The organism is Streptomyces niphimycinicus (genome assembly GCF_018883605.1).
Classification (GTDB): domain Bacteria; phylum Actinomycetota; class Actinomycetes; order Streptomycetales; family Streptomycetaceae; genus Streptomyces; species Streptomyces niphimycinicus.
The window spans coordinates 1-11763 of sequence record NZ_JAHLEM010000524.1; the positions used below are offsets into that span (position 1 = coordinate 1).

Below are 11763 nucleotides of genomic sequence, written 5' to 3' on the forward strand. Positions count from 1 at the left end.
TGGCCCCCTAGAGCCGCTCGACCACCGTCGCGATGCCCATTCCGCCTCCCACGCACAGCGTCACCAGCCCGAACCGCCCGTCGCGCCGCTCCAGCTCGTCGATCACCGTGCCGAGGATCATCGCGCCGGTCGCGCCCAGCGGATGGCCCATCGCGATCGCGCCGCCGTTGACGTTGACCTTGTCCATGCTCAGCCCCATGTCGTCCACGAAGCGCAGCACCACCGCCGCGAACGCCTCGTTGATCTCGACCAGATCGATGTCGTCAATGGTCAGCCCGGCCTTGGTGAGCGCCTTACGGGTGGCCGGAGCCGGGCCGGTGAGCATGATGGTGGGGTCGGCGCCGGAGACGGCGGCGGAGACGATCCGGGCGCGCGGGGTCAGCCCGAAGCGCTCGCCGACCTCGCGGTTGCCGATGGCGACCAGGGCGGCGCCGTCCACCATGCCCGAGGAGTTCCCGGCGTGGTGGACATGGTCGATCGCCTCGATCCAGTGGTACTTCTGAAGCGCCACCGCGTCGAAGCCGCCCGCCTCGCCGATGGTGGCGAACGACGGCTTCAGGCCCGCCAGGGTCTCGGCGGTGGTGCCGGGGCGGATGTGCTCGTCCCGGTCGAGGACGGTCAGCCCGCTGCGGTCGCGGACCGGGACCACGGAGCGGTCGAAGTACCCCTCCTTCCAGGCCCGGGCGGCCCGCTCCTGGGAGAGCGCGGCGAAGCTGTCCACGTCATGGCGGCTGTAGCCGCCGGTGGTGGCGATGAGGTCGGCTCCGATGCCCTGCGGTACGAAACCGGTCTCGTAGTTGGTCATCGGGTCGGCGAACCAGGCGCCGCCGTCGGAGCCCATCTTCACGCGTGACATCGACTCGACGCCGCCCGCGAGCACCAGGTCCTCCCAGCCGGAACGGACCTTGGCCGCCGCCAGGTTGACGGCCTCCAGGCCGGAGGCACAGAAGCGGTTCTCCTGGACGCCCGCGACCGTGTCCGGGAGCCCGGCCGCGATGGCCGCGATCTTGGCGATGTCGGAGCCCTGGTCGCCGAGCGGGCTGACGACGCCGAGGACCACGTCGTCGATGGCCGCCGGGTCCAGCTCGGGGAACCGCCGCCGCATCTCCTGGATCAGGCCCACCACCAGGTCGACGGGCTTGGTGCCGTGCAGGGCACCGTCGGCCTTACCGCGCCCGCGCGGGGTGCGGATGGCGTCGTACACATACGCTTCGGTGCTCACTTCAGCGGCCTTTCAGGGGAGGGTTCGGGCGGGGACGGCTCAGGGGGACCGGCGGAAAGCCTGACGGGCGCTCAAGGCGTTCATGTCGTTCATGTCGTTCCTGACGGGTTTCCCTCGACGAGCGAGGTGACTCCCCAGTCGCGGGCCACCTCGGCGGTGTCCGCCCCGGGCCGGACGGGCGCGCGGCGCACCGCCCCCGGGGTGGCCGAGAAGCGCGGGGCGGGCGCGGGCTGGGTGATCCCGCCGTGGTCGACGAAGGTGGCGCGGGCGGCGAGGTGCGGATGGGCCGGGGCCTCGCGCAGCGACAGCACGGGGGCGACGCAGGCGTCGGTGGCGCTGAAGACGGCGGTCCACTCCTCGCGGTCGCGCTGCTTGAAGCGGTCGGCGATGGCGGTGCGCAGCGCGGCCCAACTGTCGAAGTCATCGCGGGCCGGGGCCTGGTCGGCGATCCCGAGCAGCTCGATGAACTCCGCGTAGAACTTGCGCTCCAGGGGCCCGACCGCCATATAGCCGCCATCGGCGGTCTCGTAGGTGCCGTAGAAGGGGCAGCCGCCGTCGAGGAGATTGGTGCCGCGCTGGTCCCGCCAGCCACCGGCGGCCATCATGCCGTGGATGGCGGCGGTCAGATGCGCGGTGCCATCGACGATCGCGGCGTCCACGACCTGGCCGGGGCCGCCCGCGCGGGCGTGCTGGAGGGCGGCCAGGACGCCGATGACGAGATAGAGCGAGCCTCCCGCGTAGTCCCCCAGGAGGTTGGCGGGGGCGATGGGCGGGCCGTCGGCGGCGCCGATCATGCTGAGGGCGCCGGTGACGGCGATATAGCCGATGTCATGGCCGGCGGTGCGGGCGAGCGGGCCCTCCTGCCCCCAGCCGGTCATCCGGCCGTAGACCAGCCGTGGGTTACGCGCCAGGCAGTCCTCCGGGCCGAGGCCCAGCTTCTCGGTGACCCCCGGGCGGTAGCCCTCGATGAGGATGTCGGCGCGCTCCACGAGGTCGAGCACGGCGGCCACACTCCCCTCGGCCTTCAGGTCGAGGAGCACCGAGCGCTTGTTGCGGTTGGCGAGGTCGTAGTCCGGGTCGATCCGCAGGCCGCCGGTGCCTCCGGGGCGGTCGACGCGGACGACATCGGCGCCGAGGTCGGCGAGGACCATGGCGGCGAACGGACCCGGCCCGATCCCCGCCAGCTCCACCACCCGCACTCCGGCCAGCGGACCGGCCGCCGTCGCCCCGTCCTCCGCCGCCACCGTCATGACATCCCCCAATCGTGTGACACCACCGCTGTAACACCGCCGATGCTAAGAACGCGTCCGGCATTCCACAAGCCCTCTCCTGAGCCTGTGGATAACCAAGCCCCTTGCCCGGCAAGCGGGTTTGTCCCCTGTGGCGGTACGGCGGGCCGGGTGTGGCGCCGACCGGCCTTCCGGGTCAGGTCTTCTCCATATCGGGCCCCGCCATCGGCAGCGGCTGTTCGGGCACCAGATGGTCCTCGTCGCCCGCCGGATCGGTGAGCCGGCCCAGCCGGCGCGGCAGATCCGAGCCGACCAGCACGATCACCACCAGCGTCAGCCCGAAGGTGAGCACCGCCAGCGCCCGCCCGAGGGACATGCCCTCGGCCAGATGGGCGCCGAGCACCGGCGCCACCGCGCCGCCGAGCGCCCCGGTGTTGTAGACGAAGCCGAGCGAGGCCGCCCGCGCCTGGGTCGGGAAGTGACCCGCGATGTACTTCGGCAGGATGCCGGAGATCCCCTGGCTGAGCGCGAGCAGGAAGAACAGCAGCACGCCGAGTCCGACCAGGGTGTCCTGCACCGCGAACACCGGGAAGACGAAGGCCAGCGAGGCGAGCAGGGTGCAGACGTAGGCCCGCCGGGTGCCGAGCCAGTCGCCCGCGAACCCCGCCAGCCAGCAGCCGGCCATCGTCCCGAACCCCGCGTAGAACATCACATCGGTGACCTCGGACGGGGTGTACCCGAGCTGCTCCTTCAGATAGGTGGGCAGCAGCGCCTGGATCGGCCAACTGTAGAGGAACGCGCAGAAGACGGTGCAGGTCAGGGCCACATACAGCGGCCAGCGGCGCCGTCCGCCGAGCTGGGCCGCGAAGGCGATCAGGCATCCCGCCGCCAGGAGCGAGAGCGGCCGGCGCCAGCCCGCGCCCATCGGGGTGAAGACCAGGAACAGCGCGACGCTCGCGGCCATGGCCAGCGCCGTGTTGACGCTTCCTCGGGAGCGTCCGGCGAACAGCGGCCGGAAGGGGTTGGGGCGCGCCTTAGCCGTCGCCACCTCCTCGTGCCAGTCCCCGGCCTCCGGAAGCGCGCGCCGCACCCACAGCGCGACCAGCACCGGCAGCACGCCGATCCAGAACATCCAGCGCCAGCCCCAGTGGGGCACCACCCACTTGTACAGCTCGGAGGCGATGATGGTGCCGCCCGAGTAGCCCGAGATGAGGAAGCCGGAGGCGCGGTTGCGCAGCCGCGCGGGCCAGCTCTCCAGGACATAGGTGGCGCTGGCGCTGTACTCGCCAGCCATGCCCATGCCAATCACAAGGCGGGCCGTGAACATGCTGATGTAGTTCCAGGCGAACCCGCAGGCGAAGGTGCCGATCGAGTAGAGCAGAATGCTGACGATCATGGCGGCCTTACGGCCGTAACGGTCGCCCAGCGCGCCCAGTATCGCCCCGCCGAGCCAGCGGGTGATGAACGCGCCCGAGACCAGGCTCGCCGCCGACGCCGTGCTCAGGTCGAACTCGTCGGCTATCTCGGTCAGCACGAGCGTGATCAGTACGAAGTCGAAACCGTCGAGCAGATAGCCGATCCAGGCGGCGAACATGGACTTCCACTGGCCCCGCGAGACCTCTCGGTACCAGGGCACCGTGGTGGCTTCGGTCACGGCAACAGCCCTCCCTCCTCCAGGAGTTGACGTACGGCCTTCACGGCCGCCTCGCCCAGCGGCACCTGGGGCGCGGCGGTGTCCGCGCACTCGATCACGCCCAGCAGCCGCAGCGCGGCCTTGAAACCGCCCAGCCCCGCCGAACTGCCGCCCATCAGCGCCGGGTCCCCGGCGTCGGTGATGGCGAAGAGCGCGGCCAGCCGGTCCTGTTCGGCGGCCGCCTGCTCCCAGCGCCCCGCGCGCGCGTGCTCGTACAGCCGGACGAACCCGGCCGGATCGACATTGGCCAGCCCCGGGACCACGCCATGGGCCCCCGCCAGCAGCGCGCCGTCCACCGACAGTTCGGAACCGGTGAGCACCGTGAAGGAGTCCTTCAGGCCGCGACGCCGGACCTCGACGAGCAGCCGCCGCAGCGCCCCGTCGTCCCCGCTGCTGTCCTTGATCCCCGCCAGGGTCGCGTCGGCGGCCAGCGGAAGCAGGATCGAGGGCGTCAGCTTGGAGTGGACGGAGACCGGGATGTCATACGCGAACAGCGGCACGCCCACCCCGTCGCGCAGCCGCCGGAAGTGGTCGGCGATCTCCAGGGGATGGGTGCGGGTGTAGAAGGGCGCGGTGGCCACGATCGCGTCCGCGCCCAACTCCGCCGCCGTACGGGCGTGATCGAGGACCCGCGCGGTCGTCATGTCGATCGCGCCCGCGAGGACGGGCACCCGGCCGCCCGCGGCCTCGATGACCGCCTTAAGGGCGGTGACGCGGCTTCGGTCGTTCAGATAGGCGGCCTCTCCGCTGGAGCCGAGCGCGAACAGCGCGCTCACCCCCGCGTCGATCAGCCGCTCGGCGAGCGCGGCGAGGGAAGAGGTGTCGACCTCGCCCGCGGGCGTGAGCGGGGTACACAGGGGCGGAACGACACCGGTGAGGGGAGCCGGAAGACTCATCGACACCCAGCCTTCTGGATAGCAGGGCAATTAGGACGTGGGACGTCCGATGTTCCGGCCCGAATCTGACGGAGCGCCATCGCCCTGTCAAGACCGTCGTTCACCTCGGCGCTCCGTCCGAATACCGTCGGCTTTCCAGGTCCTCGGCGGCCAGTTGCTGGACGGCGAGACGCCGTACACGGGTGTCGGCGCGTACGCTCCTGCCCGCGCTCTGTGCTATCGCCGGGTGACTGAGCGGATCCAGGCAAGTTGCTGGGAGATCTCCCCGGCCTCGGCGATCTTCTGCCGGTCGGAGCCGTCGAAGACGCCGAGGAGGGTTTCGGTGCCGCGCGGGCCGATGCTCATCACCGGGCCTCCGGAGTCGCCGCCGGCGGGAATCCCGGACACCTTTTCCATGCAGAAGTCCGAGCCGCCCGGCACGGTGTAGCCCTCGCAACGGGGGTCGTCCTGCCGTACGACCCGCAGGTCCGACTGCTTGAGCACGGGGGACTGGCAGGTGTTCTCGTCCCCGGTGCAGGTGGCGCCCCACCCGTACTGCCGCACGACCTGACCGGTGTGGACACCGGCCGTGGCCAAGCGCGCCGTGCGGACGCTCATCGTCGGGACCTTGATGAGCATCATGTCAGCCTGCGCGCTTCCCACGCGTGCGCCGCGCACCGGGTGGACCGTGGTGCCCTTCCGCATGTCGAGGTTGCCGACCCGGAACGAGATCCGCCGGTCGGCGACCGGCTCCCCCTGCTCGAAGAAGCAGTGCGAGGCACTGATGATCCACTGTCGTGTGACCGCCGTCCCGGTACACGTCGGTTTGCCGTCGACGAGCATGCGCACCGCCCACGGGCCGTAGGTACTCTTCGACCCGCCGATGACGGCGGAGGCCGGCGCGGACGACATCACCGCGCCTGTCACCAGCAGTAAGGCGGTCAGCACCAGCACACGAACTCGACGCACCATCCGGAACAGCTCCTCTCGTCGGGATACCTTCGGATGGTCAGATGCCTTGCTGGACCAATAAGTTCCGGACGATCTCAAGCGGTGCGCTTGCACAGAGTCGGCGGACGGCCGGCGGTATTGGCGAACATCCGGCGGACGCTATCCGGTGCCGACATTCTCGGCGCTTCGGCCGGATGACGTCCTCGTCGACAGCGCCTCGTCCGAATCCCGCCAGCGCCCCGGAAGCCCAGCGGCCAGTCTGGACCGCATGAGCGAGAACTACGAGATGCGGGCCATCGCGCCCGAGGTGCTGAAGCAGTTGCGGATCACGGACGACGCGGGAAACCCGCCGCGCGCGGTGGTGGACGACGAGGAGGGCGGCAGCCCGATGCGCTGCTGCCTGGGCCGGAGCCGACCGTACGAGACCATCGCGCTCGTCTCCTACGCCCCGCTGCGCCGCTGGGCACAGGAGACGGGGGCCAGGCCCGGTCCGTACGACGAGGTCGGCCCGGTCTTCATCCACCCCGACGAGTGCGACGGCTGGAGCGGCCCCGGGATCGCGGAAGGCATCCCGGGCGAGCGGCGGGTGCTGCGGGCGTACTCCGCCGAGGGCAACATCCTCGGCGGCCGGCTGCTGAACGACGGCGAACCGACGATCGAGGAGGGGCTGGCCGAGCTGTACGCGGACCCGAAGGTGGCGGCGGTGCATGTGCGCGCGGTCGAGTTCGGCTGCTTCCTGGCCGAGACGCGGCGGGTCTGAGGGCGCTCCGGCGGCGAGCCGAAGGCGAAGCCGACCGGGCTCCTTCCTGACCGCCGAGCTGCTCCTCCGGCCATGGCGCCCAGGCAGGCACTCGGATAGTGGGCCGGCAGCGCCGGCCCACTCACCGCTCCGCCGGACGTAACACGTCCACGGGGACCGAATGAGATCGGCCTTGTAATAGCCGTTTCAGCATGGCGCAGTGCTCCAAATTTGTAATAGTTACTTCACAGGGGTGCTGTGCTGCCATGGACACAGATGTGGCTTCGACCCGACCTACCCGAGAAGACGACCTGCTGCGTCGGCGGCTGGGGTTCTGGTCCCTGCTGGCGACCGGGCTCGGCAGCGTGATCGGCTCCGGTTGGCTGCTGGCCCCCATGTACGCGGCGCGTGCCGCCGGCCCGGCTGCGCTGCTCGCGTGGGTGGTCTGCGGCGTGATGATGTTGCTGATCGCTTTGGTCTTCGCCGAGCTGGGCATGGTCAAGCCCGAGTCGGGCGGCCTGGTGCGCTACCCGCTGTACTCCAACGGCCGGCTGGCCGCGTCCGTGGTCGGCTGGTCGATGTGGGTGGGCTACGTCGGCAACCCGCCCACCGAGGCGGCCGCTGTGGTGCAGTACGCCAACGCCTACCTGCCCGGCCTGTACCACGACAACCAGCTCACCGGCCTCGGCATCCTGGTCGCGATCGGGCTGATGCTGGTGTTCGTGGTGATCAACTACGTCGGGATCGGACTGTTCGCGCGCACCAACAACGTGATGACCGCCGTCAAGTTCCTGGTGCCCAGCCTCACCGCCGCAGTGTTCATCGCCAGCGGCTTCCAGCCGCACAACTTCGCCCCACAGCATGGCGGCGTGGCCCCCTACGGCTGGGCGACCGCACTGTCCGCGATCGCCTCCGCCGGCCTGGTGTTCGCCTACACAGGCTTCCGCAACGTGATCGAACTGTCCGGCGAGGCACGCAACCCGCGGCGCAGCGTGCCGGCCGCGCTGATCGCCACTATCGCTGTCACCATCGTGCTCTACCTGGCCCTACAGACGTCATTCCTCGGTGCCGTACCCGGCCACCTACTCGGTGCCGGCTGGCACGGCATCAACCTCAGCTCGCCGTTCGGGCAACTGGCCCTCGCGCTCAACATGACCTGGCTGTACTGGATTCTCATCGCGGACGCGATGGTCTCCCCGTCCGGGGCGGCGATCGTCTACACCGCCGCCAACGCACGCAACAGCTACGGACTGGCCAAGAACAACTTCTTCCCGCGCTGGCTGATGAAGGTCAACCCGCGCTGGCACGTGCCCGGACGTGCGCTCGGGGTGAACTTCGTGGTCGGCCTGGCGTTCCTGCTCCCGCTGCCCAGTTGGCACGCGATCATCGGGGTCACCGGCACACTCGCCGTGTTCACGTTCGCCATCGGGTCGGTGTCGGTGATGGCGTTCCGCCGTTGTGCGGTCGGCGACGCCACGACCCGCATTGCGGGTATGCGGGTCATCGCCCCGGCAGCGTTCGTCATCTCCTCGCTGGTGATCTTCTGGGTCCCGTGGCCCACGCTGGTAAAAACCGTTCCGGTCGTGGCGCTCGGACTGGTGCTGTACGCGCTGAACTACCTTCGCGACCGCAGTAGCGTCGGTGACCTGCGCGCCGGGATCTGGCTGCCGGCCTACCTGGGCACCATGTATGTGCTCTCCGCGCTCGGCACGTTCGGGGGCCGACACTTGATCCCGGCACCGTGGGACAGCGTCTCGGTCGCCATCGCGTCCCTCGCCATCTACGTATGGGCTGTGCGCAGCGCCGTCCATCACATGACCGCCGATCCTGGGCGCACTAACGCCCTGCGCGCCGAGGCAGCCACCGACCGCGGCTAGGAGTGTGCCGGCCCTCAGGTCGCCGCCGGACTGGTTCAGGCGCCGACACGCGGCTCGTTCAGGCCCCGGCGGCCTTCAGGGCCCGGCGGCCTTCAAGGCCCGGCGGCACAGCGCGTCCGCGCGCCGTGTCGTCTCGGGCTGCCGGAAGTCGCGGGCCAGATGCAGGGTGTACGCGCAGGCGTCCGCGATGGTCGCCCGATGGCCGACCGAGACGAAGAGCGGCTTCACGCCGTCGCGGGTGCGCAGCGCCCGGCCGACGTCCTCGTCCCCGTCGAGCAGCGCCGACCAGTCGCCACGGCGCGGCCCCGGGTCGGCGTGGCGGAAGCCGAAGGGGTTCTTGGCGACGCCGATGGTGGGCAGCCCGGTGAGTACTCCGAGATGGCTGGCCAGCCCGAACCGGCGGGGGTGGGCGAGGCCGTAGCCGTCGCACACCACCAGGTCGGGGCGGCGGCCGAGCCGCCGGGCGAGGTCGCCGAGCGCGTCGAGGACGGCCGGGATCTCGCGGAACGCCAGCAGCCCGGGGACGTACGGGAAGGTGACCCGGCCGACCGCGGTCGCCTCCGCGACGACGGCGAGGTCACGGGCGTCCAGAGCGACGGCGGCGGCCGCGACCAGGTCGCGCTCGTCGTCGTACGCCACGTCCACCCCGACGAGCGCGCCGGCGCCGGTGCCCGGCTCGGGCAGCTCCCCGCCGACGACCACGGACGCCCGCGTCCGCTCCTGGACGGCGATCGCCTCGGCCTCGGTCGTGGGCCAGTCCCGGGGCAGTTCATATCGTGGATCGACGGCGCTGGTCATCGTACGGTTCACGTTACTAGCGTGCCCCTCATGTTCGTACTGGAGATCACCTACACCGCCTCGGCCGACCGCGTCGAGGCCGCCCGCCCCGAACACCTCGCCTGGGTGGACGACCACTTCGCGAACGGCACCTTCCTCGCCTCCGGCCCCAAGAATCCCCGCGACGGCGGGGTCATCCTGGCGCTCGGCGACGACCGGGCGAGGATCGAGGAGATGGTGGCGAGTGACCCCTTCATCGTCGCGGGCATCGGCGAGTACGCCATCACCGAGTTCCTGGCCACCCGCACGGCCCCGGCCCTGGCCGAACACCGCCAACAGCAGCCGTAAGGACCGCGCGGGACGGCGGCGGGGTCCTTACGGACCTCAGAAAGGGGCAGCAGCGTCCTTACGGACCGCTCGTCGGCTCCATCCGGGCGATGCGGCCCTGTTCGCCCGCCGCCCAGCAGGCGAGGTCCGGGGTGCAGTCGACCGTGTCGTACGAGCCCTGGTCGACGGGGCGCCAGGTGCGGCCCGCGTCGAGGGTGAGGTCGGTGCCCGTCGGGCCGACCGCGAGGGCCGCGCGGGCGCTGTACGGGAGCCAGGTGACGCCCGAGCGGTACGCGGGTGGCGGCTGAGCGGACGGGGTCCAGTGGGTGCCGCCGTCCCCCGTGACTGCCGCGGCCCGCGGGGACGGCTCGCCGGGGCGGTAGTCGCCGCCGACGGCGATGCCCTTACGGTCGCCACGGAAGGCCAGCCCGAAGACCCCGCGCGCGGGGTCGCCCGCCGGGATCGGCGCATCGGTCGCCGTCCAGGTGCGACCCCGGTCGGTGGAGTGGAACACCCGGGCGGTGGCGGCGCCACCCGTGGCGAACCACGCGCTGTGGCTCCCGGCGGCGACCAGGCACTGCCCGCTCGCCGCGAACGACGCCTCGCCCGGCTGCGCCGCGGGCATCCCGTCCGACGGCAGGACGCGCCAGTTGCGGCCGCCGTCACCGGTGACCAGGATGCGGTACCGGCCGTCCACCGGGTCGCTCAGCGCGATCCCATGGCGGGCGTCGAAGAACGTCAGGCAGTCGTAGAAGGCACGCGGATCGGTATTCCGGAAGCTCTCGCTCCAGGTGGCGCCGCCGTCCTCCGTACGGAAGACCCGTGACGCCTCGCCCTCGCCGATGGCCAGCACCACCGCCCGGCGCGCGTCGAACGCCTCCACATCGCGGAACTCCAGCCCCGCCGCACCGGGTGGCGAGACATCGGCCCAACTGCGCCCGCCGTCGCGCGTCCGCAGCACCGTGCCCTTGGTGCCCGCGACCCACGCCGTCGTACGGCTGATCGCGGCCAGCCCACGGAACCGGGCGTCGGTGCCGCTCTCCTTGAGCTGCCAGCCCAGCCCCAACCGGCCTTCGCCGTCAGCCGGTCGCGCATGGGCGGGCGCGGCCACCACGGCGGCGAGCGCCGCCCCGCAGAGCCCGGCCGCCACCACACGTCTCAGAATGCCCACGATCCCCATGCCCCTCATGGGCCTGGAAGCTAGCCCATGCACGGGATCGACGTCCATGGACGCGTGAACGGACGATCGGGAAGGCGGCGGACGGTGCCGACCATAGGGCGCGGCGGACGGTGCCAACCGAAAGGCGCCCAGGACGACCCGCGGCCTCTCCCAGTGGCGACCTCTCCTAGTGCGAGACGCAGAGCCGGACCACCAGCGAGACGCAGCCACGGGAGTCGCCGGAGCCGGAGCCGGGGTCGGTCGGCTTGGCCGTGGGCCGCTGCGTCGGCTCATCCGTCGGCCGCTGCGATGGCTCGTCCGTGGGCTTTCCGGTCGGTTCGTCCGTCGGCCGGTGCGACGGGCTGCCCGACGGGGAGGAGGAAGCGGACGAAGAGGGCGACCCGGGCGAAGACGGGCGCGACGAGGGCGAAGCGGAGGAAGCGGACGACGGCGCCTTCCGCGAGGGCGCGACGGCACTGGACGGCACATCCGCCGGGGAGTGCCCCGTGGGCACACTCGATGTGGACGGCCGGTTCCGGGACGCCTCCCCCGGGGCACCCACCCGCGACCCGTCCGAATGCCGCGAGGCCCCGGACGTGGCGGACGTACCCGAGGCCGACGACGAGCCGGACGAAGCGGAAGAGTCGGATGTGTCCGATATGGGCGGCGCCGACACCCCGGCCGGTTGCTGGGCCTCCGCCGAGCCGCCGTCCGTCAGCGCGAGCCCCGTCATGACCGCCGCTCCCGCGACCAGCAGCACCCCGCCCGCGGCTGCCGCGACCGCCACCGGCCCCGCCTGGCGCACCTGTCCGCGGACGAGGTGGTGCATGGAACGGCGGGAGGAGACCAGCGGGCCGTTCGAGGGCGCGGCGTGCGCACCGCCGGCCGCCAGGGCGCCCACCCCGGCCGCCCCT

Annotated in this window: 10 protein-coding genes and 1 pseudogene; 4 read left to right on the top strand and 7 right to left on the bottom strand. The window is 71.6% G+C overall.

The genetic code is table 11. The features are described from left to right. Positions 1–7 precede the first annotated feature (7 nt). The 5 genes from KN815_RS34810 to KN815_RS34830 all read right to left on the bottom strand — a co-directional run bounded on the left by KN815_RS34810 (position 8) and on the right by KN815_RS34830 (position 5991). Complete coding sequence (locus KN815_RS34810) at positions 8–1222, bottom strand: acetyl-CoA C-acetyltransferase (protein ID WP_208521525.1); 1215 nt, start codon at positions 1220–1222, stop codon at positions 8–10. Between the two features lie 89 nt (positions 1223–1311). Continuing rightward, positions 1312–2472, bottom strand: coding sequence for a CaiB/BaiF CoA transferase family protein (locus KN815_RS34815; RefSeq protein WP_216345841.1), 1161 nt, complete (start codon positions 2470–2472; stop codon positions 1312–1314). A gap of 175 nt (positions 2473–2647) precedes the next feature. Next, on the bottom strand, positions 2648–4105 hold the full coding sequence (locus KN815_RS34820) for a sialate:H+ symport family MFS transporter (protein WP_216345842.1): 1458 nt from the start codon (positions 4103–4105) through the stop codon (positions 2648–2650). Further along, the gene (locus tag KN815_RS34825) at positions 4102–5040 is read right to left on the bottom strand and encodes a dihydrodipicolinate synthase family protein (RefSeq protein ID WP_216345843.1); all 939 of its coding nucleotides are present in this window, start codon (positions 5038–5040) and stop codon (positions 4102–4104) included. The genes KN815_RS34820 and KN815_RS34825 overlap by 4 nt, the downstream gene beginning before the upstream one ends. A 216-nt stretch (positions 5041–5256) precedes the next feature. Further along, on the bottom strand, positions 5257–5991 hold the full coding sequence (locus KN815_RS34830; protein ID WP_216345844.1) for a S1 family peptidase: 735 nt from the start codon (positions 5989–5991) through the stop codon (positions 5257–5259). A 247-nt stretch (positions 5992–6238) separates the two neighbouring features. Here KN815_RS34830 and KN815_RS34835 point away from each other — a divergent pair, with 247 nt between their 5' ends. Continuing rightward, positions 6239–6730, top strand: coding sequence for a DUF1203 domain-containing protein (locus KN815_RS34835; protein WP_216345845.1), 492 nt, complete (start codon positions 6239–6241; stop codon positions 6728–6730). A gap of 245 nt (positions 6731–6975) precedes the next feature. After that, the gene (locus KN815_RS34840; RefSeq protein ID WP_216345846.1) at positions 6976–8586 is read left to right on the top strand and encodes an APC family permease; all 1611 of its coding nucleotides are present in this window, start codon (positions 6976–6978) and stop codon (positions 8584–8586) included. A 75-nt stretch (positions 8587–8661) separates the two neighbouring features. Here KN815_RS34840 and KN815_RS34845 read toward each other — a convergent pair whose 3' ends face one another. Beyond that, positions 8662–9384: an endonuclease V gene (locus KN815_RS34845; protein ID WP_216345849.1), complete on the bottom strand. Its 723-nt coding sequence runs from the start codon at positions 9382–9384 to the stop codon at positions 8662–8664. A 30-nt stretch (positions 9385–9414) separates the two neighbouring features. Here KN815_RS34845 and KN815_RS34850 point away from each other — a divergent pair, with 30 nt between their 5' ends. Continuing rightward, positions 9415–9711 carry a YciI family protein gene (locus tag KN815_RS34850; protein ID WP_216345847.1) on the top strand — a complete coding sequence of 99 codons (297 nt, stop codon included), beginning with the start codon at positions 9415–9417 and terminating at the stop codon, positions 9709–9711. Between the two features lie 58 nt (positions 9712–9769). Here the strand turns inward: KN815_RS34850 and KN815_RS34855 are convergent, their stop codons facing one another. Continuing rightward, the gene (locus tag KN815_RS34855; RefSeq protein WP_216345850.1) at positions 9770–10870 is read right to left on the bottom strand and encodes a WD40/YVTN/BNR-like repeat-containing protein; all 1101 of its coding nucleotides are present in this window, start codon (positions 10868–10870) and stop codon (positions 9770–9772) included. 299 nt (positions 10871–11169) lie between these two features. On the opposite strand from KN815_RS34855, the pseudogene KN815_RS34865 reads away from it, so the two are divergent. Further along, positions 11170–11763 (top strand): annotated as a pseudogene (locus KN815_RS34865) (hypothetical protein); the annotation flags it as partial.